Origin of the sequence: Sphingomonas sp. PP-CE-3G-477 (genome assembly GCF_003050745.1) — a bacterium.
In the GTDB taxonomy this organism is placed as follows: Bacteria; Pseudomonadota; Alphaproteobacteria; order Sphingomonadales; family Sphingomonadaceae; genus Sphingomonas.
This window is the reverse complement of record NZ_QAOF01000001.1, coordinates 583913-605320: the sequence shown is the minus strand read 5'-3', so window position 1 is coordinate 605320 and position 21408 is coordinate 583913. Positions and strand designations below refer to the sequence as shown.

Annotated in this window: 23 protein-coding genes and 1 tRNA gene; 14 read left to right on the top strand and 10 right to left on the bottom strand. The window is 65.5% G+C overall.

Going from position 1 to position 21408, the window contains the following annotated elements:
- Positions 1–70 precede the first annotated feature (70 nt).
- Entirely contained in the window at positions 71–445 is a 375-nt protein-coding gene (locus C8J45_RS02820; RefSeq protein ID WP_107961776.1) for a hypothetical protein, read from the top strand.
- Here the strand turns inward: C8J45_RS02820 and C8J45_RS02815 are convergent.
- Entirely contained in the window at positions 442–1749 is a 1308-nt protein-coding gene (locus C8J45_RS02815) for an MFS transporter (protein WP_107961775.1), read from the bottom strand. The genes C8J45_RS02820 and C8J45_RS02815 overlap by 4 nt on opposite strands.
- Before the next feature lie 448 nt (positions 1750–2197).
- Here C8J45_RS02815 and C8J45_RS02810 point away from each other — a divergent pair, with 448 nt between their 5' ends.
- Positions 2198–2893 carry a glutathione binding-like protein gene (locus C8J45_RS02810; RefSeq protein ID WP_107961774.1) on the top strand — a complete coding sequence of 232 codons (696 nt, stop codon included), beginning with the start codon at positions 2198–2200 and terminating at the stop codon, positions 2891–2893.
- Between the two features lie 152 nt (positions 2894–3045).
- Here C8J45_RS02810 and C8J45_RS02805 read toward each other — a convergent pair whose 3' ends face one another.
- Positions 3046–3843 (bottom strand): SDR family NAD(P)-dependent oxidoreductase, encoded by a 798-nt coding sequence (locus C8J45_RS02805; RefSeq protein ID WP_107961773.1) that lies wholly within the window; start codon positions 3841–3843, stop codon positions 3046–3048.
- Entirely contained in the window at positions 3840–4454 is a 615-nt protein-coding gene (locus C8J45_RS02800; RefSeq protein ID WP_107962213.1) for a glutathione S-transferase family protein, read from the bottom strand. Before C8J45_RS02800 ends, C8J45_RS02805 begins: the two co-directional genes overlap by 4 nt.
- A 74-nt stretch (positions 4455–4528) precedes the next feature.
- On the opposite strand from C8J45_RS02800, the gene C8J45_RS02795 reads away from it, so the two are divergent.
- The 5 genes from C8J45_RS02795 (at position 4529) to C8J45_RS02775 (ending at position 9750) form a co-directional block, all read left to right on the top strand.
- On the top strand, positions 4529–6112 hold the full coding sequence (locus tag C8J45_RS02795) for a class I adenylate-forming enzyme family protein (protein WP_107961772.1): 1584 nt from the start codon (positions 4529–4531) through the stop codon (positions 6110–6112).
- 90 nt (positions 6113–6202) lie between these two features.
- Positions 6203–6982 carry an acyl-CoA thioesterase II gene (locus C8J45_RS02790; RefSeq protein WP_107961771.1) on the top strand — a complete coding sequence of 260 codons (780 nt, stop codon included), beginning with the start codon at positions 6203–6205 and terminating at the stop codon, positions 6980–6982.
- A 113-nt stretch (positions 6983–7095) separates the two neighbouring features.
- Positions 7096–7599 carry an EF-hand domain-containing protein gene (locus C8J45_RS02785; protein ID WP_181321071.1) on the top strand — a complete coding sequence of 168 codons (504 nt, stop codon included), beginning with the start codon at positions 7096–7098 and terminating at the stop codon, positions 7597–7599.
- Positions 7600–7667: 68 nt separating this feature from the next.
- Positions 7668–8387 carry a response regulator gene (locus C8J45_RS02780; protein ID WP_107952252.1) on the top strand — a complete coding sequence of 240 codons (720 nt, stop codon included), beginning with the start codon at positions 7668–7670 and terminating at the stop codon, positions 8385–8387.
- 10 nt (positions 8388–8397) lie between these two features.
- Positions 8398–9750 carry a HAMP domain-containing sensor histidine kinase gene (locus tag C8J45_RS02775; protein WP_258191249.1) on the top strand — a complete coding sequence of 451 codons (1353 nt, stop codon included), beginning with the start codon at positions 8398–8400 and terminating at the stop codon, positions 9748–9750.
- A gap of 120 nt (positions 9751–9870) precedes the next feature.
- Here the strand turns inward: C8J45_RS02775 and C8J45_RS02770 are convergent, their stop codons facing one another.
- From C8J45_RS02770 to C8J45_RS02755, 4 genes are all read right to left on the bottom strand, one after another.
- Positions 9871–11160 carry an MFS transporter gene (locus C8J45_RS02770; protein WP_107952251.1) on the bottom strand — a complete coding sequence of 430 codons (1290 nt, stop codon included), beginning with the start codon at positions 11158–11160 and terminating at the stop codon, positions 9871–9873.
- Positions 11160–13292, bottom strand: coding sequence for a M3 family metallopeptidase (locus C8J45_RS02765; protein WP_107961769.1), 2133 nt, complete (start codon positions 13290–13292; stop codon positions 11160–11162). The genes C8J45_RS02770 and C8J45_RS02765 overlap by 1 nt, the downstream gene beginning before the upstream one ends.
- Before the next feature lie 106 nt (positions 13293–13398).
- A complete protein-coding gene (locus C8J45_RS02760; protein WP_107961768.1) occupies positions 13399–13581 on the bottom strand; it encodes a hypothetical protein in 183 nt (60 codons plus the stop codon).
- A 47-nt stretch (positions 13582–13628) separates the two neighbouring features.
- Positions 13629–14345 carry a Crp/Fnr family transcriptional regulator gene (locus C8J45_RS02755; RefSeq protein ID WP_107961767.1) on the bottom strand — a complete coding sequence of 239 codons (717 nt, stop codon included), beginning with the start codon at positions 14343–14345 and terminating at the stop codon, positions 13629–13631.
- Positions 14346–14476: 131 nt separating this feature from the next.
- On the opposite strand from C8J45_RS02755, the gene gntA reads away from it, so the two are divergent.
- Both gntA and C8J45_RS02745 read left to right on the top strand, forming a co-directional pair.
- The gene (gene gntA / locus C8J45_RS02750) at positions 14477–15163 is read left to right on the top strand and encodes a guanitoxin biosynthesis heme-dependent pre-guanitoxin N-hydroxylase GntA (protein ID WP_107961766.1); all 687 of its coding nucleotides are present in this window, start codon (positions 14477–14479) and stop codon (positions 15161–15163) included.
- Entirely contained in the window at positions 15156–15743 is a 588-nt protein-coding gene (locus C8J45_RS02745) for a DUF1989 domain-containing protein (RefSeq protein WP_107961765.1), read from the top strand. Before gntA ends, C8J45_RS02745 begins: the two co-directional genes overlap by 8 nt.
- 9 nt (positions 15744–15752) lie before the next feature.
- Here the strand turns inward: C8J45_RS02745 and C8J45_RS02740 are convergent, their stop codons facing one another.
- The 3 genes from C8J45_RS02740 to C8J45_RS02730 all read right to left on the bottom strand — a co-directional run bounded on the left by C8J45_RS02740 (position 15753) and on the right by C8J45_RS02730 (position 18162).
- Positions 15753–16424 (bottom strand): cell wall hydrolase, encoded by a 672-nt coding sequence (locus C8J45_RS02740; RefSeq protein ID WP_107961764.1) that lies wholly within the window; start codon positions 16422–16424, stop codon positions 15753–15755.
- Between the two features lie 87 nt (positions 16425–16511).
- Positions 16512–16596: transfer RNA gene (locus C8J45_RS02735), tRNA-Leu, on the bottom strand.
- Between the two features lie 57 nt (positions 16597–16653).
- A complete protein-coding gene (locus C8J45_RS02730) occupies positions 16654–18162 on the bottom strand; it encodes a YifB family Mg chelatase-like AAA ATPase (RefSeq protein ID WP_107961763.1) in 1509 nt (502 codons plus the stop codon).
- Positions 18163–18283: 121 nt separating this feature from the next.
- On the opposite strand from C8J45_RS02730, the gene C8J45_RS02725 reads away from it, so the two are divergent.
- The 5 genes from C8J45_RS02725 (at position 18284) to yidC (ending at position 21365) form a co-directional block, all read left to right on the top strand.
- Complete coding sequence (locus tag C8J45_RS02725) at positions 18284–18595, top strand: hypothetical protein (protein WP_107961762.1); 312 nt, start codon at positions 18284–18286, stop codon at positions 18593–18595.
- Between the two features lie 87 nt (positions 18596–18682).
- Entirely contained in the window at positions 18683–18817 is a 135-nt protein-coding gene (rpmH, locus tag C8J45_RS02720; protein WP_031393806.1) for a 50S ribosomal protein L34, read from the top strand.
- A 56-nt stretch (positions 18818–18873) separates the two neighbouring features.
- Positions 18874–19218, top strand: a complete 345-nt coding sequence (gene rnpA, locus C8J45_RS02715) for a ribonuclease P protein component (RefSeq protein ID WP_374956413.1) — start codon at positions 18874–18876, stop codon at positions 19216–19218.
- A gap of 198 nt (positions 19219–19416) precedes the next feature.
- Complete coding sequence (gene yidD, locus C8J45_RS02710; RefSeq protein WP_056062193.1) at positions 19417–19662, top strand: membrane protein insertion efficiency factor YidD; 246 nt, start codon at positions 19417–19419, stop codon at positions 19660–19662.
- Positions 19659–21365, top strand: coding sequence for a membrane protein insertase YidC (gene yidC / locus C8J45_RS02705; RefSeq protein WP_107961761.1), 1707 nt, complete (start codon positions 19659–19661; stop codon positions 21363–21365). The genes yidD and yidC overlap by 4 nt, the downstream gene beginning before the upstream one ends.
- The last annotated feature ends 43 nt before the right edge of the window (positions 21366–21408 follow it).

Below are 21408 nucleotides of genomic sequence, written 5' to 3'. Positions count from 1 at the left end.
CGAAGCCGGATCGAGTTGGTTACGCTGCGTTAACGGCTGGTCGCCAGTCCTGAGCCTTCACGGAGGCTGCATGCACACCATCACGACCGATCTGGCGACGGGTATCATCGAGGTCGACGCGTCGGGCTTCTGGACGATCGAGCATGTCGAGGACTTCCTGCGCGACCTGGAGCGCGAGGGACGGCGCGTGCTGGCGACGGGCAAGCGCCACGTGCTGCTCTGCAACTTCTCGAAATCCGCGATCCAGCCGCAGGAGGTGATCGCGATGCTGCAACGCGTGGCGGTGTCGATGCCGCTGAAGTCGCGCAAGGTCGCGCTGTATACCGAGGGCAAGCTGGCGCGGTTGCAGGTGAAGCGGATCGCTTCGGTGCGGGACGACATGGCGGTGTTCGACGACCGCGAGTCGGCACTGGCCTGGATGCTGGAGCATGAGCCCAGCAATTAATGCGCCGCCGCCGCATCCTCCGCGCGCTTCAGCAGAACCCCGGCGCGCCAATAGTGGAACAACGCCCAGGGGGTCATCAGCACGATGATGATCAGCGCGTAGCGCAGCGAATCCTCGCCGAACCCGGGCTTGAGCAGATCGCTGAGCCACCCGACCAGCGTCGGCCCGAGCCCCAGCCCGACCAGATTGATCACCAGCAGCGTGATCGCCGCCCACATCGCGCGGATCTGCAACGGGGCGAGGTGCTGGATCAGCGCGAAGCTCGGCCCGAGATACGAATTGGCGAAGATCAGCGAGACGAAATAGCTGCCGATCGCGATCGCCGGCGCGTCGATCAGATAGAAGGCGAGCGCGAACGGGAGCGACAGGCCCTTCATCACGAGGACGACCCAAGCCTGGACGTGCAGCCCGTGACGCTTGGCGAGCACGTCCGCGATCTTGCCGCCCGCCAGCGCCGAGATAGCTCCGAACAGTGCGCCTGGCAGCGCGATATACCGCGAGATGTCGAGCATCGAGATGCCAAGGGAGCGCTGGATGTAGCTCGGGCCCCAGCCGGTCAGCGCGTAACCGATCATCGACGTCAGCGTGACGCCGACCACCAGATGCCGCGCCGGGGCACTCGCCCACATCGACGCGAACCCTTGCGCGACGCTCGGCATCGGCGTCGCCACCGCGCGGGCGGCATCGGACAGGCCGCGGCGCGGCTCGACCATGAACAGGCGGACGAGAATGGCGAGCGCGATCCCCGGCAACCCGACGGTCATCATCGCGATCCGCCAGCCGTACGAGTGCGCGACGACCCCGCCGATCAGCGTCCCGAACCCTGCGCCGAGCACGACGCCGAGCGAATACACCGCCATCGCACTCGCGCGTTTCTCGGGCGGGTAGAGATCGGCGATGATCGAATGGCTGGGCGGGCTCGATCCCGCCTCGCCGATGCCGACGCCGATCCGGAACAGCATCAACTGCGTGAAGTTCTGCGCGAGCCCGCACAGCGCGGTCATCGCGCTCCAGATCGTCAGGCTGGCGGCGATGATGTTGCGGCGGCTGGTCCGATCCGCGAGTCGCGCGACCGGGATGCCGAGCGTCGCGTAGAAGATCGCGAACACCAATCCGGAAAGCAAACCGAGCTGCGTATCGGTCAGGAGCAGATCCGCCTTGATCCGTTCGAGCAGGATCGCGAGGATTTGGCGGTCCATGTAACTGAAGAAATAGGTGAAGGTGAGCAGCGCGAGCGTCAGGCCCCGTCGCTTCATCGCCAGCGTGTCGGCGATCTCGGGATGGGACTGATACGCTGTGGCCATCGGCAATACCTCGAAGTCGAAACAGGACTTACGCTAGGGCAAACCAGGCGTACCAGACAAGCTAAAGCTAAATTTAGTGGCGACTTGCGGCGACCCGATGCGTAGCTGCGACAAGCGGAAATACACCCGAGAAGCAGAGGCTTACGATTTTGGCGGCACGACCCGTGTTTCGTGAGAAGGACGGCGGAAGATGCGTCCTCGTTCGGGTCGCTCTTCCGCCTTATCCCCTCTCCAACGTCGTGGCCGGGCTCGTCTCCCCATCGTCGGTGGAGTAAGCGTCCGGGCAATCTGAATACCGGGTATGCGGCCCTCTCGCATAGATTCGCGGTCTTGCAAAGCATCTTTTCCTTACCGCATCCGCCGAGATCGAATCCCGGGCGCGCAGCTTGCTTGCCGACGACGCCCCCCTGCCCCATCTGCCGAGCGACACAATCGCTGGAGCATTCCGATGATCGACCTGTTTTACTGGCCCACGCCGAACGGCCACAAGATCACGCTGTTTCTCGAAGAAGCCGGGCTCGACTACACGATCAAGCCGATCAACATCGGTACCGGCGAGCAGTTCGCCCCCGACTTCCTCAAGATCGCGCCGAACAACCGGATGCCGGCGATCGTCGATCACGCACCGACCGACGGCGGCGAGCCGATCGCGATCTTCGAATCGGGCGCGATCCTGCTGTATCTGGCCGAAAAGACGGGCGAGTTCGGCGGCAAGGATTTGCGGGGCCGGACCGACATGACGCAGTGGCTGATGTGGCAGATGGGCGGGCTTGGCCCGATGCTCGGACAGAACCACCATTTCAACCGCTATGCACCCGAGAAGATTCCCTATGCGATCGACCGGTACGTGAAGGAAACCAACCGCCTGTACGGCGTGCTCGATCGCCGGCTCGAGGGGCGCGACTTCGTTGCAGGCGACTATTCGATCGCGGACATGGCGGCATATCCGTGGATCGTGCCGCATGAAGCGCAGGGTCAGCGGCTCGAGGATTTCCCGAATTTGAAGCGCTGGTTCGAGACGATCGCGGCGCGGCCGGCGACGATCTCCGCGTATGAGAAGGGCAAAGCGATCCACGATACGAGCGTGCCGATGACCGACGAGGCGAAGAAGATGCTGTTCGGGCAGACTGCGGCGACGCGGTAGGAGGCGCGGCGGGATGGTTTGGGGAGCGCTGTTTACGCGCTCCCTTGATCCCGCTCAGGCATGCTTCCTTGCTCATCTCGAGCACCGCCCCGGCGAAGGCCGGGGTTCAATCCGATGTTGCTCGATGGCGGCTTGGCTCCATCACTGCTGCTTCACTCCTCGCGCCCCGGTCTCCGCGACAGCGCGACATCCAGATGCCCGCCGCCATCCAGCAACAGCACCTCGCCCGTCATCGCCCGGCTCATTGGGTCGAGCAGCATCTCGATCGGCCCCGCGACATCCTCGGGTCCGGTGGCGAACCCCATCGGCACCGACGCCGCGACCTTCGCGTTGAGCTTGGCGAACCCTTCGTCACCAAGGCGCTTCTCGTACCAGCCGGTCGCGACGTATCCAGGCGCGACCGCGTTGACGCGGATTTCGGGCGCCAGGACGCGCGCGAGGCTTTTGGTCATCGTCACGAGCGCGCCTTTCGAGGCGGCGTAGGCGACCGACGAGCCCATTCCGAACACGCCCGCGACGCTCGCCACGTTGACGACCGCCCCGAACGAACTTGCGCGCAGCGCGGGTACGCACGCGCGGACCATCTGGAACGGCGCGACCGTATTGAGCCGGTAGATGTCGACGAAGTCCTCCGCGTCGAGCGCATCGAGATCCTCATGGGCTGCGAACTTCGTCCGGCCGGCGTTGTTGACGAGGAAATCGATCCGCCCGAACGCGTCGGTCGCGGCCCCGGCAAGCATGCGGCAGGCGGCGTCCTCGACGATGTCGGCCTGCACCGCGATCGCGCCCTGCCCCACTTCGGCGGCGAGCGCCTCGGCGTCTTCGCGGCTGGTCGCGTAGTTGATGACGCAGCGAACGCCGCGCGCCGCCAGTCGCCGCACGACCGCCGCGCCGATCCCGGTACCTCCGCCGGTGACGATCGCGACGGCGCCTTCGATGCTGGCGCTCATGCCTGCGCACTCGGACGGGCGGAGGCGCGATCGTGCCAAGCCTTCAGGTGCGTCAGCTCGTCCGGCATGTGCACGCCGACGAACCGCGCGAAGTCGACCGTGGTCAGCAGGACGATATCGGCCATCGTATAGCGCTCGCCGTCGAGCCAGTCGCGACCATCGAGCGCGTGATCGAACTCCGCCATCGCCGCCAGCACGCGCGGACGCTGGCTCTCGCCGAACTCGGTATATTGCGGCTGGACGATCCGCGCGGTCCAGGGATGCGTGTGCAGCCACACCATCGACAGCGGCGTCATCAGCCGCAGTTCGATCCGCCGCGTCCACATGTCGATCTCGGCGATATTGTGCGCGCCGTGGCCGAACAACGGGGGATCGGGATGGAGGACTTCGAAATACCGGCAGATCGCGACGCTCTCGGTCAGCACGCGGCCATCGTCGAACGCCAGGGCCGGCGTCTGGCCGAGCGAATTGACCGACAGGAACGCGTCCGACCGGTGTTCGGCCTTCGGGATCGAGATCTGCGCCATCGGTACGCGGATGTGCTTTTCCGCCAGGAAGATGCGGACGCGGCGCGGGTTGGGCGCTGGCAGTGCGCTATCGTAGAACAGCAAGAGCGTCTCCTCGACATCTGTTTTCGAATACACCGTATGGCATTGCCGGACGCGTTCGCCTAGCGATGCGTCGCATGACGACCGCTGCAGACATGCTCGCCACGGGGTTTGCCACCCTCCCCGATTTGATCCGTGCGCACGCGTTGGAACGCGGAGATCGGACGGCCGTCGCCGACGCGCAGGGCAGCATCGACTATCGAACGCTCGACGCTACGATGGACCGGGTGGCGGCGGCGTTGCAGCGCGACGGGGTCGCGCCGGGGAGCGCGGTGGCGATCGTCGCGGCGCCGACGACCGACTATGCGGCGGTATTCCTTGGTACGGTACGCGCGGGGTGCGTCGCGACGCCGATCGCACCGTCCGCGACGCCGGCGGCGATTGCGGCGATGATTGCGGATAGTGGCGCGCCATTGGTGTTCCTCGATGCGGAGAATGCGCGTGCTTTGGAAGGGCAGCTCCTAACGGCCTGCATAATATTGTTCTCCCGCGGAGACGGAGCCCCAGGCTGCGCTCCCGCCTTCGCGGGGGAACAATCTTTTGATGCGTGGCTCACTCCTCCAGAGACCGAGCCAACCCCCGTCGCGATCGCGCCCGAAGACCCGTTCAACATCATCTACTCGTCCGGCACGACCGGTACGCCCAAGGGCATCGTCCAGAGCCACGCGATGCGCTGGGCGCACGTCTCCCGCAACACGGCGGCGGGGTTCGACACCGCGGTCACGATGATCGCGACGCCGCTCTATTCGAACACGACGCTGGTCAGCTTCCTGCCGACGCTCGGCTGGGGCGGCACCGTCGTGCTGATGGGCAAGTTCGATGCGCGCGCCTATCTCGAACTCGCGCAGCGATACCGCGCGACGCACACGATGCTGGTCCCGGTGCAGTATCAGCGGATCATGGCGCTGCCCGATTTCGACAGTTTCGACCTGTCGACGTTCCGTTTCAAGACCAGCACCAGCGCGCCGTTCTCTGCGGCGTTGAAGGCCGACGTCGTCGCGCGCTGGCCGGGCGTGCTCGTCGAATTCTACGGCATGACCGAAGGCGGCGCGAGTTGCGCGCTGAATGCAACGGCGAACCCGACCAAGCTGCACACCGTCGGCCAGCCGATGCCGGGGCACGAGATCCGCCTGATCGACGATGACGGCATCGAGGTCGCGCCCGGCGAGATGGGCGAGGTCGTCGGCCGCAGCCCGGCGATGATGAACGGCTATCACGGCCGATCGGCGGCGACGCGCGACGCCGAATGGCATGACGCCGACGGCAACCGCTACATCCGCCACGGCGACGTGGGGCGGTTCGACGAGGACGGTTTCCTGACGCTGATGGACAGGAAGAAGGATCTCATCATTTCGGGCGGGTTCAACATCTATCCGTCGGACCTGGAGGCGGTGTTGGCCCAGCATCCGGCGGTGGCGGACTGCGCGGTGATCGGGGTGGTATCGGAGGCCTGGGGTGAAACCCCAGTGGGGTTCTACGTGCCGCGTGGCGGTGCGACGGAGGATGCATCCGCAATCCTAAGTTGGGCAAACGCACGGCTCGGCAAGACGCAGCGACTATCCGCCCTCCATGTCGCGGACGAGCTACCCCGCAGTGCGATCGGCAAGGTCCTGAAGCGCGAGCTCCGCGGCCGGCTGGCGGCCTCCCTCCCGTCATCCTGACGGACGTCAGGATCCAGAGCCACGAATGCTGCGATGCTTGGCTCTGGACCCTGGGTCGAGCCCAGGATGACGGAGAATGAAAGGATCATAATGACCAGTCTAAGACAGGCGATCGACGCGCTGGAACCGATCGAAGGCGGCGGGTGGCGCGGGACGGTGCCCGACAACTGGTTGCAGGGCCGCACCGCTTATGGGGGCTTCTCCGCCGCACTCGCGCTGCATGCCGCGCAGAAATCGGACGTCGACCTGCCGCCGCTGCGATCCGCGCAGGTGTCGTTCATCGGGCCCCTCTCTGGTGACATCGTGATCCGCGCGACCCGGTTGCGGCGCGGGCGCAATGCGGCGTTCGTCCAGGCGGATGTCGAGAGCGAGGCCGGGCTCGGGCTGCGCGCGACGTTCGTGTTCATGGGCGCGGTCGCGTCGCGCGTGGATCACCAGACCGGCAGCGCGCCCGACTTCCCGATGCCCGGCCCCGATACGCGGACGTTTCGCGGGACCAGCGCGGTCGCATTCTCGCGGAACTTCGACCTTCTCGATCGGCGCGATGATGGCGTCGGACCGGCGGAATGGCTGCGCTGGGTGCGGCTCGCCGAGCGTGACGGGCTCGATCCGATGGTCGAGCTCGTCGCGGTCGCGGATTGCCTGCCGCCGTCCGCGCTGAAACTGCTGGGAGGCCCCGCCCCGCTCAGTTCGATGACGTGGCTGCTCAACATTCTCGGTCCGCAGCCGGTGACGCGCGATGGCTGGTGGCTGCTCCGCGCGACCACCGATTACGTGCGCGAGGGCAGTTCGAGCCAGCAGATGGCGATCTGGAACGCGGACGGCACACCGGTCGCCGAACAGATGCAGAGCGTCGCGATCTTCGCCTGACCACTGACATATCTTGCGACACATTGGTGGAGGGGCGGCAAAACCCTGCGACAACCAGGGTTTAGAACGACGGTCATTCGATGGGAATTCGTCCCACTCCGCTGGAGACCGACATGCGCAAGACCGTCCTAACCCTGATGCTCGCCGCTAGCGCGATCACGTCCGCCGCTGGCGCGCAAACGCCTACCACACCGCGCCCACCGATGCGTCAGGATGCGAACCACGATGGCGTCGCCACGCGCGCGGAAGCGATCGCGCAGGCCGACGCCCGCTTCGCACAGATGGATACCGATCACGACGGCCGGATCACCGCCGGCGAGATGCGCGCCTATCGCGAGGCGCTGCACGACCGGGTGGTGGCCAGCGGTCGCGACGTCCCCGTCCCACCGCCGGGCGGTCGCAAGCATGACGGCATGGGGCGCCGGATTGATCCGAACGGCGACGGCAGCGTGACTCGCGAGGAATACGAGGCGCGCGCGCTCAAGCGGTTCGACCGGATGGATGCCAATCACGACGGCACGATCGACGCGACCGAGCGCGCCAACGCCGCCGAGATGCGCCACGTCGACCGGCGCGAACGCCGCGACGGCGTGACCCCGCCCGTGCCTGCTCGATAATTTGGAAGAGGGGCGGCATCGGGCGTCGGTGCTTCCCCTGGACAGCCGCCATGCTAGACACTGCCCCGATGGGAGATATGCCGCACCTGCTGCTCGTCGACGACGAGCGCTCGATCCGCGAGCCGCTGGCCGTGTACCTCACCAAGCAGGGGTTTCGCGTCACGCAGGCGGGCGATGCGGAGGCGGCGCGGACGCGGCTGACGGCATATGCGATCGATCTCGTCATTCTCGATATCATGATGCCGGGCGAGGACGGACTGTCGCTGTGCCGCCACATCGCCGCGACCAGCGACGTGCCGGTGATCCTGCTGACCGCGCGCGCTGAGGAGACCGACCGGATCGTCGGTCTCGAAATGGGCGCGGACGATTATGTCGTGAAGCCGTTCTCGCCGCGCGAACTGGCGACGCGCGTGAAAGTGATTTTGCGCCGCGCGACGGCGGGCGGATCGCGCCAGCATGCGCCGGAGAGCAGCTCCTACGGGTTCGCCGGCTGGGTGCTGAAATCGGGCGAGCGTGCGCTGATCGACCGCGAGGGCGTGTCGGTGCCGCTGTCGACCGGGGAGTACAACCTGCTGCTCGCGCTCGTCACGCGCCCGCGCCAGGTCCTGACCCGCGACCAGTTGCTCGACCTGACCCAAGGCCGTGAGGCCGCCGCTTTCGACCGCGCGATCGACAACCAGATCAGCCGGTTGCGGCGTAAGATCGAGGCGGATGCGAAGACGCCCGAGCTGATCAAGACGGTCTGGGGCGGCGGCTATACGCTGGCGGCCGAAGTCACCCGCCTGTGATCCGGTCCGTATGACGCGGTTTAAGCCCTGGCCGCGCAGCCTCGCCGGACAGATGGCGCTGCTGATCGCGCTCGCGCTGTTCGTCGCGCAGGTCATCAACTTCGGGCTGATCCTGCGCGATCGCATGGAGTTTCGTCTCGCGCAGGCGACACGTCCGGTGGCGACGCGGATCGCCGACGCGTTCGACCGGGAGGCGCATGCCGGACGGCCGCTGACCCCCGATCGCGGGAGGGTGCGCCGCGTCGCTGCGGATCCGATCCCGCAGGCCGGGTACGAACGCCATCCCGAAGTCGCCGTCGAACTGCGCCGCCAGCTTGCAGAGCAGGGCGTGCGGGTCGGCCGGATCGACACCGGCCTGCGTCCTCAGTCGGGCCGCGACTATGACGACGACGACCGTCACGGTGCAGGCAACCGCCGGGGCGATCGCGATGGCACCGCGCTGTTGATCGCGGTCGAACAGCCGGGGCGCGGCTGGCTGACGGTCACTGCGCCATGGCCGCAACCGGGGTCTCGCCTGCTGATCGCGTTGCTGACCCAGACCGCGATCCTCTACATCATCGTGCTGCTGCCCGTACTCTGGATCGTCCGGCGGCTGTCGCGCCCCTTGCGCAACCTGCGCTTCGCGGCGGAACGCTTCCGGCCCGGCGAGCCCGGCACGCCGATGCCCGCCGAAGGTCCCGACGACGTCGCCGCGCTGATCACCGCGTTCAATGCACTGCGGCTGCGCGTGACGGGGATGCTCGACGAGAAGGACCGGATGCTCGGCGCGATCGGCCATGACCTGCGCACGCCGCTTGCAGCTCTGCGGGTCCGCATCGAGTCCGTCGAGGACGATACCGACCGAGCACGGATGATCGATACGGTGGCGGAGATGAACCGTACGCTCGACGACATCCTGTCGCTGGCACGGCTGGGACGGCCGAGCGAACCGCTGACCGACGTCGACCTTGCGGCGCTGGTCGATGCGGTGGTCGAGGATTTCCGCGATATCGGCAGCGACGTCAGCTTCGTCGAGACGGAGCGGCTGCGGATGCATCTGCGCCCGTCGCTGATCCGCCGAGCGGTCCGCAATCTGATCGAGAATGCCATCAAATACGGCGTGTCGGCGGAAGTGCGCGTGGAGGCGGGGGCGAAGACCGTCGCGATCGTCGTAGCGGACCAGGGCCCCGGTATCCCGGAGGATCGGATGGGCGACGTATTCGACGCCTTCACGCGGCTAGAGAGCTCGCGCAATCGCGAGACGGGCGGGATCGGCCTGGGCCTGGCGCTGGCCCGCGCGATCGTGCGCGAAGCTGGGGGCGAGATTCGACTGGTGAATCGAGTGGGCGGCGGTCTCGACGCGATCATCGAGCTGCCGCGCTAGCTGAACTGCGCCCTCTCCCCTCCGGGGAGAGGGTCGGGGTGAGGGGCAACCAAGCAGTGCATCACCCGGAACAGCCCCTCACCCCAGCCCTCTCTCCGAAAGGGAGAGGGAGCAGTAAGTTTAGTCCTCGACGATCTGGCTGTTCGTCCGCGTGTCCTTCATGCGCAGGTACACGACCAGCGACACCGCGATCATCGCCGTCACGTACCAGTAGAAGCCGCGTTCGAAGCCCGCGCCCTTGAACTTCAGCGCGACGAACTCCGCGGTCCCACCGAACAGCGTATTCGCCAGCGCATAGGGCAAGGCGACGCCCAGCGCGCGGATATGTGCGGGGAACAGTTCCGCCTTCACGACCGCGTTGATCGACGTGTAGCCCGTCACGATCACCAGCGCCGCCATCACCAGCAACCCGGCATAGATCGGGTTGGTCGCGGTCTCCAGCGCGGCGAAGATCGGATAGGTGAACAGCACGCCGGCGATACCGAACCCGACCATCAGCGGTTTCCGCCCGATCTTGTCCGACAGCCCGCCCGCGATCGGCTGCAACAGCATGAACACGAACAGCGTCGCGGCGTTGATCTGGCTTGCCACTTCGCGGCTGAACCCGCTGGTGTTGACCAGGAACTTCTGCATGTAGATCGAGTAGGCGTAGAAGGCGAGCGTACCACCCGCGGTCAGCAGCATCACCGTGATCGTCTCACGCGGGTGCTTGGTGATCAGCTGGATGAAGCCCGACTTCGGCTTGCCGTCGCCCGCATCGGCCTTGGCATTCTCGAAGCTCTGCGTCTCGGCGAGACCGCGACGGATGTAGAACACGACCACGGCGAGCACCGCGCCGATCGCGAACGGAATGCGCCAGCCCCAGGAATCGAGCGCCGCCTCGCTCATCGTCGATTGCAGGATCAGCAGCACGCAGATCGCGAGCAACTGGCCCGAGATCAGCGTGACGTACTGGAACGACGAGAAGAAGCCGCGGCGGTTCTTGCCCGCCATCTCGGTCAGATACGTCGCCGACGCGCCATATTCGCCGCCGACCGACAGCCCCTGCATCAGCCGCGCGATCACCAGCATCGTCGGTGCGAAGACGCCGATCGTCTCATACCCCGGCGTACACGCGATGATCAGCGAGCCCGCGCACATCAGCGTGACCGACACCGTCAGCCCGGCCTTGCGACCATGGCGATCGGCATAAATTCCCATGATCCACGCGCCAATCGGCCTCATCAGGAAGCCGACCGCGAAGACCGCCGCGGTGCTGAGCAACTGCGCGGTGCGATCGGTCGACGGGAAGAAATGCGGTGCGAAATACAGCGTGAAGGCGGAATAGACGTACCAGTCGAACCACTCGACCAGGTTGCCGGTCGATCCACCGATGATCGCCTTGAGGCGCGTTTTCTGATCGGGTGCCATTACTTCGTCCCCTGCGGCGCTTGTGTCGGAAAGCCGCGCTTCTTGAGTAGTGCGTTCACGTCGGGATCACGCCCACGGAATGCGCGATACGCCTCCGCGCGGTCGGTCTCGTTGCCGGTCGACAGCAGGATCTTCGCGAACCTGTCGGCGGTCGGCTTGTCCCACGGACTGCCCGCCTCCTCGAATGCCGCGAACGTGTCGGCGTCCATCGTCTCGGACCAGAGGTAGCTGTAATAGCCCGCCGAATAGCTGTCCGACGCGAACAGGTGCTGGAACTGCGGCACGCGGTGACGCATCACCAGCTGCTTCGGCATGCCGATCTCGGCGAGCGTCGCGGCCTCGAACTTGTCGGGGTCGATCACGCCGTCGGGCACGGTATGGATATTCATGTCGACGATCGCCGACGAAAGATATTCCGCGGTCTTGAAGCCTTCGTTGAACTTGCTCGACTGCTCGACCTTGTCGAGCAACGCCTGCGGCATCGCCGCCTTGGTCTGGTAATGCCGCGCATATTTGTCGAGCACGTCGCGGGTCAGCAGCCAATGCTCGTTCACTTGGCTCGGATATTCCACGAAGTCGCGCGGCGTGCCGGCAAGTCCCGGATAATAGACGTTCTGGAGCATCGCGTGGATCGCGTGGCCGAACTCGTGGAACAGCGTTTGCGCATCGTCGAGGCTGATCAGGATAGGTTCGCCGGGCGCACCCTTGGCGAAATTGTTGTTGTTCGACGACAGCACGAGCTGCGCCGGGGCTAGGCCCCGCTGCCCGCGATAGGTGTTCGCCCACGCGCCCGACCGCTTGCCGGTCCGCGCGAAATCGTCGCGGTAGAACAGCCCGACGTCCTTGCCGTTCTTGTCGGTCACGCTCCACACGCGCATGTTCGGCTCGAACACGGGAACGGTGCCGGTGATCTCCTTGAAGCTCAGCCCGTACAGCCGGTTGGCGGCGTAGAGCGAACCCTGGATGATGTTGCCGAGCTCGAAATACGGCTTCAGCTGCGCCTGATCGAGATCGTACCGGGCTTTACGCACCTTCTCCTGGTAGAAGCGGTAATCCCACGGCTCGATCCTCAGCGACGTGCCGGCGACCTTCTGCATGTCCGCGACTTCCTCGCCCACGCGCGCCTTGGCGGCAGGCCAGACGCGGATCATCAGGTCCATCGCCGCGGCGGGGGTCTTCGCCATCGTGTCCTGCATCCGCCAGTCGGCATGCGTCTTGAACCCGAGCAGGTGGGCGCGGTCGGCGCGCAGCTTGACGATCTGCGCGATCGTCGCGTTCGTGTCGTTCGCGTCGCCATTGTCGCCGCGGTTGACGAACGCGCGCCACACCTTCTCGCGCAGGGCACGATCGGTGGCGTAAGTCAGCACCGGATCGACCGCCGACCGCGTGTTGACGATCGCGAAGCCCGGCAGCTTCCGCTCGGTCGCAGCGGCCTTGGCCACCGCCTTCACGCTGTCGGGCAAGCCGGCGAGCTGTGCCTCGTCGGTGACCGAAATCGCCTTGCTCTCGTCCGCGAGCAGCTTCTCGCCGAACGTCGAGAACGCGGTCGCGAGCTGCTGGTTATACTGCGACAGCTGGGTCTTCTGCGCGTCGGTCAGCTTGGCGCCCTGGCGCACATAGCTGTCGTAGATCCGCGTCACGAGCCGTATCTGCTGCGCATTCAACCCACTCGAATTGCGGCCTGCGTAGATCGCCTGGATGCGCGCGAACAGCGGCTTGTCGAACGTGATCGCGTCCGATGCCGCGGAAAATTTGGGCGACCATTCGCGGTCGAGCTTCTGATAGGCCGGGGTGTTCATGTTGCCGGTCATCACGCCGAACAGCGTCATAACCTGACCGTAGCGCTTGCCGGCCAGTTGCATCGGCACGATCGTGTTGGCGAAGGTCGGCTTGGCCGGATTGTCGGCGATCTTGCGGTATTCGGCGGCGCGTTCGGCCAGCGTCGTCTCGAACGCCTGCGGGAACAGCTCGGGGCGAACCTTGTCCCACGGCGGCACCCCGCCCAGCGGACCGGTCCAGTCGGCCAGCAAGGGGTTCGCGGCGGGTGTCGTGGACGTCGCACCAGTCTGCGCGACGATCGACGTAGACGCCATCAACGCAACGGCGCTGGCGGCGAGGTATAGAAACTGCACATGGATCTCCCGGTCAATGTACCGGGTATCATAGTGATAAAGTCAGACGGAGGAACCCGTGCGGGTCATTTGGCCCCTGCCCGCTCGTTTCGAGCAGGCGCGCCGCCTAGTCCAGCGGCAGTTCGTCGGTCGACTGCGTAGCCGCGCGCTCCGCGGCCGCGATCAGTCTGCGACCGGTCTCCGCCGCGGCCTCCGGAGTCATCGCGATGGCGAGTCCGTCGGGCCCATCGAGCGTGACCACGCCATTCTCCGCCGACGCTACGCCCGCGACGGTTTCGGGCTTCAACATGGCTACGCTCCCTGGTTCACGGCCCCGTCGGCGTACTGCCATCGCAGTCAGTCGCCTCTGGAACCGTACAGATATTGTGGTTCGAACTCAGCAACGGCTGCAAGTGCTTTACGATCCAGGATATTTACTTCGCCAGCCTTGAACGTCAGCAGATTTTTCTCGCGCAGCGCTCTCAGCACGCGGTTGACATGCACCCCGGTCAGCCCGCTCGCCTCGGCCAGATCGGGCTGAGTCATCGGCAGCATATAGCGTCCCTCGGCCGCCATCCCGACCATCTCCAGTCGCGCGTTCAGTTCGCAGAACAGATGCGCGACGCGGCCTTCCGCGCCAAGCCGCCCAAGCCGGAAGATCCACTCGCGGTGCATCGCCGCATCGAGCAGCGTGCTGAACCACAGTTTCTGCGTCAGGTGCGGATACCGCTCGGTGATCGACTGCAACGTACGATGTTCGAAGCAGGCGATCTTGACCGGCCCGAGCGTGGCGATGTCGTGATCGAGCCGCTTCATCGGGAATGCGTGTAGATCGACGAAATCGCCCGGTACGTGCACGGCGACCAGCTGACGCTGACCCTCGCGGTCGTCCATGTAGCGACACACGAACCCCTCGATCAGCAATGTGCTCGTCTCGATCAGATCGCCCGCGCGGACGATCTGCTTGCGCCCGGGCACCTGCCGCACGGACTCGATGCCGTCTTCCAGCACCTGCTTTTCTTCGTTGCTCAACTCATGGCGACCACGGCCCATGAGGAATTTTTCCGAGATCATCGACGCCCCTTCATCATCCGGCCTCGTACCGCCCTGCGCGGTAGAAGAACAGATCGGGATTCGTACTGATCAATATCAAAGGTTATGCCGGATGCGAAACATTGCCGCGGTTCGCGGGTTCCTCCCCGACCATGTATCAGCCAATCTTCCAGAACGACCACCCGCTCGCGCGCAAGTTCATCGAGACTGTGCGGGCGCCGCAATTCCCCTGCGTCGGCGCAAAATCGGCGCTCGCCAAGGGACAGATGGACATTCTCGTCGCCCGCGACGTGCGATCCGCTTGGGATGACATGAGAATTTCTCCGGCACTCGGCGAGACGGTCCGCAAATACCGTGAGGATCGCGCGATCTTCCGGACGCTGATCATATTGTTCGAAGCCCCTGCTTTGCTGTCGGAAGAGGAGTTCGAGGCACATCTTTGGGCCCGTGCTCAGTCACTTAGCGACAAGGACGAGTGGCTCGGCTACCGCCCCGACCCGTCGGTCAGCAGCGATCCGGACGATCCGCATTTTTCACTGAGTTTTGCAGGCGAAGCGTTCTTCGTCGTCGGCCTGCATCCCAATGCGAGCCGTCCGGCGCGAAAGTTCGAATCGCCGGCGATGGTGTTCAACCTGCACGACCAGTTCGAGGTGCTGCGCGACCAGCAGCGCTACGACAAGTTGCGCTCGTCGATCCTCGCGCGCGACCTCGAATACGCCGGCTCGATGAACCCGATGCTGGCGCGCCACGGCGAATCGAGCGAAGCGCGACAATATAGCGGACGCGTCGTCGACGAATCCTGGAAATGCCCCTTCAAGCGAGGCGAAGCCCGTGGCTGACATCAAGACGATCCCGCCGCGCTCGGGGGCCGGGTTCACGCTTGACAAGGGGCAGACGCTCACCGTCATCGATCCGGAAGGCCGCCAGGTATCGGACTTGCTCGCCTATAACCGCGCCGACGTTCGCGAGGCGATCTCGTCGGGGCGGACGCTCGATTATGCGAGCCGGCTGTACCTGACGACCGGCGACCTGCTCTATTCGAACCGTAGCAACGTGATGCTGGAGATCGTCTCGGATGATGTCGGGCGGCATGATTTCCTGCTGACGCCGTGTTCGAAGGAAACCTTCGCGATCATCTATGGCGACACTGACCCCCATCGCGGCTGCTTCGGCAATCTCGCCGAAGCGCTCGCGCCGTGGGACATCGAGCCGGACCAGATCCCGGTCGCGTTCAACTGCTTCATGAACGTGCCGATCAATGGTGAGACCGGCGCATTCACCGTTGAGCCGCCGCTAAGCAAGGCCGGCGACACGATCGTCTTCCGCGCTGCGATGGACCTCGTCATCGGCATGACCGCGTGTTCGGCGCTGCAATCGAACGGCGGCAGCTTCAAGCCTATTCAGTACCGGATCGACTGACCTTACCCGTCAGCGCCGTTGATAGAAGATGTGCGACCCGACGGTCGCCACCTTCACGAGCGAACTGCGCCAGTACGGCACCAGCCAATCGGTATGGTAATGGGTCGCGCGGCCGACCGGCGTATAGACGTAGCCGTTCATTGCCCGCCGTGCCGCACGTCGCGCCTGTTCCCAGCCGTCATGCTCGGGCCGCCGGGTCTGCGATCCGTCGCAGGTGAACGAGAACTGGCACCCGGTCTTGCGGTTCGCACCTTGATAGACGACCCCGCAAACCGTTTTGGGGAAGCCCCGCGCGCCGACCCGGTTGAGCACGACCTGGATGACTGCACGCTGTCCGTCACGGTCGGCGCCAACCTCATACAGCGCGACGGTGGCGAGACATTCGGTCGCCTGGAGGCGCGCCGCAGGACCACCGCGAAACCGGAACGGCTCCGCGCGCTTGCGTTTGTCGGCAACGATCGGGACCAGCGCATTGGAGGCTCGCGCCTGCGCCATCGTGAGACGTGGCTTACGGTGATCCGTGGTGGTTTCGGTCGGCCAGGGCAGATCGGTTAGCGACCCGAAGATCGCCGCGAACGCGACCACTGCGCCGAGCAGGAGAAGCCAATGCTCCGACGATGGCCTCAGCCCCGATCGATTGCGCCGCCGCGATGAGACATATCGGGCCGGTCGTTTCGCCATCCCGCGTCCTTACCGGCGAAATTTTCGCAAGGAAACGATCACTGTGCCGCTCGTCCCGACGGTCGACGCGTGATCGCTGGAAAGAGATGGTGCCCCTGGCCGGAATCGAACCAGCATGCCTTGCGGCAACCGATTTTGAGTCGGTCGCGTCTACCAATTTCGCCACAGGGGCAGCGGCGGGTTGGCTAGACGAAGCTTTCGTCCGCCGCAAGCAGGTTTAGTTGCGCCTTTAGTTGCGGGGCGGCTGGCGGCGGTAACTTAGCGCCTCGGCGATATGGATACGGCCGACGGTATCGCTGCCCGCGAGGTCGGCGATGGTGCGAGCGACGCGGAGGATGCGGGTGTAGCCGCGCGCGGTCAGGCGCATCGCTTCGGCGGCTTGGGCCAGCAGCTTACGGCCGGGTTCGTCGGGCGTGGCGACGGCGTCGAGCAGCACGCCATCCGCCTCTGCGTTCGTGCGTACCGGGTAGTCGCGGTATCGCTCGGTCTGGATCGCCCGGGCGGCGGAAACGCGGGCGGAAACCTCGGCCGAGCCCTCGGTCGGCGGCGGGAGAATCAGGTCGGCGGCGCTGACCGCCTGGACGTCGATGTGCAGGTCGATTCGGTCGAGTAGCGGACCCGACACCTTCGCCTGATAATCCGCGGCGCATTTCGGGGCTCTCGCGCAGGCCAGACTCGCGTCGCCGAGGTGGCCGCACCGACACGGGTTCATCGCGGCGATCAACTGTACGCGCGCAGGAAAGGTGACGTGCGCGTTGGCCCGCGCGACGCTGACCGTACCCGTCTCGAGCGGTTGGCGCAGCGAATCGAGGACGGCGCGCTGGAACTCCGGGAGTTCGTCGAGGAAGAGCACGCCGAGATGCGCGAGGCTGACCTCCCCCGGCTTCACCTTCAGCCCGCCCCCGGTGAGTGCTGCCATCGACGCGGAATGATGTGGAGCACGAAACGGACGCGTTCGAGTCAAGCGCCCACCGGAGAGCGTGCCGGCCACCGATTGGACCATCGACACTTCGAGCGCTTCGGCGGGGTCGAGCGGCGGCAGAATACCGGGCAGGCACGAAGCCATCAGCGACTTGCCGGAACCCGGCGGGCCTACCATCAGCAAATTATGCGATCCGGCAGCAGCGATCTCCAGCGCGCGCTTCGCGGTCTCCTGCCCCTTCACCTGACGCAGGTCCGGACCGTGATCGGCGTGCTCCGCGATCCCCGGTTTCGGCGGGCTGAGCAGGCCGTGGCCCTTGAAGTGATTGAGCAGCGACAAAAGGTCAGGCGCGGCAATCACCTCGATCTCGCCCGCCCATGCCGCCTCCGAGCCTTGCGCGGCTGGACAGACGAGCCCCTTCCCCACTTCCGACGCATGCAGCGCCGCCAGCAGCACGCCCGGCGAGGCGGTGATCCGCGCGTCGAGCCCGAGCTCGCCAACGATCACATAATCCGCCAGCGCTTCGGCATCGACCACGCCCATCGCCGCGAGCAACGCCAGCGCGATAGGAAGATCGAAATGCGATCCTTCTTTCGGCAGATCGGCCGGCGACAGGTTCACGGCGATGCGTTTCGGCGGCAGCGAAAGTCCCATCCCGGCGATCGCGCCACGCACCCGCTCACGGCTTTCGCCGACCGCCTTGTCCGCAAGGCCGACGACGTTGAACGCGGGAAGTCCTGGAATCAGTTGGACTTGCACCTCGACCGCGCGTGCTTCGAGCCCGAGATACGCCACCGTCGCTACGATCGCCGCCATGCCCGCTCCCCCGCGACATGACGTCACGCCTTATTCATACCCGATTTGCCATGTCTGCAAGGACGCGCGGTCGGGAACTCTCCGATCGCGCCGTCTTGTGAACCTAATACACCGGACCCACATGCCTTCCGTGAAAGCAGTCCGCTCCCCCGTTCTCCGCTTCGGCCAGTTGGTGCTTGGGATAGTGTTGATCCTGAGTGCCCCCCTGCTCGCGCCGCTGCCGGGGCCTGCGGGTATCTTCCTGTTCGCGGGGGGGATGGTCCTCGTCCTGCGCAATTCGCGCTGGGCGCGGCTCAAATGGGCGCGGCTGAAGCGGCGGTGGCCACGGACCGGGCAGTTCGTCGATCGGATGATGCGGCGGCAGAGCGCGATGCGGCGGCACGAGCGCGCCAAGGCTGCCAAAAACACGACCGTTACGACGGGTGCGAATTGACTTACCGCCGCCCTTTCCGTAAGCGCCCAGCCATCAAGGCCGTCCTCGTGGCGGCCGTTTTCTATTTGATGACCTAGGGAATGACAAATGAAGCGGACCTTTCAGCCGAGCAACCTGGTACGCGCACGCCGTCACGGCTTCCGCGCACGGATGGCGACGGTCGGCGGCCGGGCAGTGATTCATGCACGCCGCGCACGCGGTCGCAAGAAGCTGTCGGCCTAACCATACTCGACAAGCGCCGCGATTTTCTCGCGGCGAATGCGGGGAAGCGCGCACCGATGCCGGGATTCGTCCTGCTCATGCGGCCCCGCGACGACGGTGACGAGACGATGCGAATCGGCTTCACCGTCACCAAGAAGATCGGCAACGCCGTCGTCCGGAACCGCATGAAACGGCGGTTGCGGGCGTTGGCGCGTGAGCTGTTGGCGGAACGCGGCGTTGCCGGGGCCGATCATGTGTTGATCGGGCGCAACGGCGGCGTCGAGCGGGATTACGCTTTGTTGCGGACCGAGTTGGGCAAGGCGTTTCGCAAGGTTACGCCGCAAGCTCAAGCCACCGACACCGCATCGGCGCATGCCACCACCCCGGCGAAGGCCGGGGTCCAGGTGGGAAAGCGGTCGTGATGCAGGACCGCCCTTCGTTAGGCACGGCCCCCAAATGGGCCCCGGCCTCCGCCGGGGTGGTGTTTGGGTACGAGTGGATCGCGTCCAACCTTGCCGGATCCTTCCCCTCCCTGTTCTCCCGCGAAGGCGGGAGAACAGGGAGGGTCTCCGCCTTCGCGGGGAAACAATCTTGCCATGCGCGCCAGCGTCGGTTTTGACATGCTAGCCCGCCTCCTCATCCTCCTCGCACGCGGCTGGCAACTCGGGCCCTCGCTCGTCCTGCCGTCGAGTTGCCGCTACGATCCTTCGTGTTCCGCCTATGCAATCGAGGCCGTTGGGCGCTATGGCGCGCTCAAGGGGGGCTGGTTGGCGGCGAAGCGTATTGCGCGTTGCCATCCGTGGGGCGGGTACGGCCCCGATCCGGTCCCAGATATCGACAAGAAATTGAAAGACGCCGCCCTGTGAAAGACGACAAGCAGAATTTCGTGCTGTTCGCGGTGATCGCGGCGCTGATCCTGTTCGGATGGCCGCTGATCCAGGGCAAGTTCTTCCCGACAGCGAATCCGCCGGTCACGCGGATCGAGGGCGGCAAGACCAAGGCCGTCGCGAACCCCGCGGCCGATCCCGCCGCGGATGGTGCCGCCGCGATCGGCGATCGCAACGCCGTGATTGCTAGCACCCCGCGCATCCGCATCGAGACCCCTCGCGTATCCGGTTCGATCAACCTGAAGGGCGCGCGGATCGACGATCTCGTGCTCAAGGGTTATGATGAGACCGTCGCGAAGAACTCGCCACCGATCCGCCTGCTATCGCCAGCCGGCGCGCCCGACGCGTATTTCGCAAGCTTCGGGTGGCGCGCGCAGGGCCTGACCCCGCCCGCCGCCGACGCCGTCTGGACGCCCTCGGGCGCGACCACGCTGACGCCGACCACGCCGGTCACGCTCGACGCGACCAACGCCACCGGCCAGCGCTTCCGTATCCAGATCGCGGTCGATCAGGATTACATGTTCACGGTCCGCCAGACCGTCCTCAACGCCGGCACCGCGCCCGTCCCCGTCGCCACCTATGGCCTCGTCAACCGCGTCGGCATCTCGAAGGATCCGTCGTCGATGACGATCCATGTCGGGCCGATGTCGGTCGACAATGGTGGCGCGCATTACCGCCCGAACTACAAGGACATCGACGAAGCCGCGCAGAAGTTCACCACGACCGGCGGCTGGCTCGGCTTCACCGACAAATACTGGCTGACCGCGCTCGTCCCCGACCAGGGCCAGGCGTTCGACGGCCAGTTCCGCGCGGGCGCCAACAAGGCGTACCAGGCCGACTACGCGCTCCAGCCCAAGCAGGTCGCACCCGGCCAGGCGATCACGCAGGTCTCGCGCTTCTTCGCGGGCGCCAAGGAAGTCCGCCTGCTCGATCGCTACACCGATCAGCAGGGCGTGGCGAAGCTCGACTACGCGATCGACTGGGGCTGGTTCCGGATCGTCGAGAAGCCGATCTTCTATTATCTCGACTGGCTGTTCCGCATGGTCGGCAACTTCGGCGTCGCGATCATCCTGCTGACCGTGACGATCCGCGGCCTGTTGTTCCCGATCGCGCAGCGCCAGTTCAAGTCGATGGCCGCGATGCGTGCCGTCCAGCCGAAGATGAAGGCGATCCAGGAGAAGCATAAGGACGACAAGGTCCGCATGCAGCAGGAAGTGATGGCGCTGTACAAGACCGAAGGCGTCAACCCGCTCGCTGGTTGCGCCCCGACGCTGCTCCAGATCCCGATCATGTACGCGCTGTACAAGGTGCTGATGCTGACGATCGAAATGCGTCACCAGCCGTTCGTCGCGTGGATCAAGGATCTGTCCGCGCCCGATCCGCTGACGCCGCTCAACCTGTTCGGCCTGCTGCCGTTCACGCCGCCGCACATGATCGCGATCGGTATCGTGCCGATCATCCTGGGCATCAGCATGTACTTCCAGTTCAAGCTGAACCCGACGCCGATGGACGACACGCAGAAGCAGGTCTTCAAGCTGCTGCCATGGGTGCTGATGTTCGTGATGGCGCCGTTCGCGGTCGGCCTCCAGGTGTACTGGATCACGTCGAACTGCCTGACCATCATCCAGCAGAAGCTGTTGTACGCCCGCCATCCGGGCCTGAAAGTGCCGGTGACCAAGTGAACGACGTCCCCAACTTAGGTCCGGATCTCGAGCAGACCGACGC

Bases quoted from the DNA above. Each gene is read 5' to 3' on its own strand.
- C8J45_RS02820 (WP_107961776.1), top strand. From the start codon at position 71: ATGCACACCATCACGACCGATCTGGCGACGGGTATCATCGAGGTCGAC.
- C8J45_RS02815 (WP_107961775.1), bottom strand. From the start codon at position 1,749: ATGGCCACAGCGTATCAGTCCCATCCCGAGATCGCCGACACGCTGGCG.
- C8J45_RS02810 (WP_107961774.1), top strand. From the start codon at position 2,198: ATGATCGACCTGTTTTACTGGCCCACGCCGAACGGCCACAAGATCACG.
- C8J45_RS02805 (WP_107961773.1), bottom strand. From the start codon at position 3,843: ATGAGCGCCAGCATCGAAGGCGCCGTCGCGATCGTCACCGGCGGAGGT.
- C8J45_RS02795 (WP_107961772.1), top strand. From the start codon at position 4,529: ATGACGACCGCTGCAGACATGCTCGCCACGGGGTTTGCCACCCTCCCC.
- C8J45_RS02790 (WP_107961771.1), top strand. From the start codon at position 6,203: ATGACCAGTCTAAGACAGGCGATCGACGCGCTGGAACCGATCGAAGGC.
- C8J45_RS02785 (WP_181321071.1), top strand. From the start codon at position 7,096: ATGCGCAAGACCGTCCTAACCCTGATGCTCGCCGCTAGCGCGATCACG.
- C8J45_RS02780 (WP_107952252.1), top strand. From the start codon at position 7,668: ATGGGAGATATGCCGCACCTGCTGCTCGTCGACGACGAGCGCTCGATC.
- C8J45_RS02775 (WP_258191249.1), top strand. From the start codon at position 8,398: ATGACGCGGTTTAAGCCCTGGCCGCGCAGCCTCGCCGGACAGATGGCG.
- C8J45_RS02770 (WP_107952251.1), bottom strand. From the start codon at position 11,160: ATGGCACCCGATCAGAAAACGCGCCTCAAGGCGATCATCGGTGGATCG.
- C8J45_RS02760 (WP_107961768.1), bottom strand. From the start codon at position 13,581: ATGTTGAAGCCCGAAACCGTCGCGGGCGTAGCGTCGGCGGAGAATGGC.
- C8J45_RS02755 (WP_107961767.1), bottom strand. From the start codon at position 14,345: ATGATCTCGGAAAAATTCCTCATGGGCCGTGGTCGCCATGAGTTGAGC.
- gntA (WP_107961766.1), top strand. From the start codon at position 14,477: ATGTATCAGCCAATCTTCCAGAACGACCACCCGCTCGCGCGCAAGTTC.
- C8J45_RS02740 (WP_107961764.1), bottom strand. From the start codon at position 16,424: ATGGCGAAACGACCGGCCCGATATGTCTCATCGCGGCGGCGCAATCGA.
- C8J45_RS02730 (WP_107961763.1), bottom strand. From the start codon at position 18,162: ATGGCGGCGATCGTAGCGACGGTGGCGTATCTCGGGCTCGAAGCACGC.
- C8J45_RS02725 (WP_107961762.1), top strand. From the start codon at position 18,284: ATGCCTTCCGTGAAAGCAGTCCGCTCCCCCGTTCTCCGCTTCGGCCAG.
- rpmH (WP_031393806.1), top strand. From the start codon at position 18,683: ATGAAGCGGACCTTTCAGCCGAGCAACCTGGTACGCGCACGCCGTCAC.
- rnpA (WP_374956413.1), top strand. From the start codon at position 18,874: ATGCCGGGATTCGTCCTGCTCATGCGGCCCCGCGACGACGGTGACGAG.
- yidD (WP_056062193.1), top strand. From the start codon at position 19,417: ATGCTAGCCCGCCTCCTCATCCTCCTCGCACGCGGCTGGCAACTCGGG.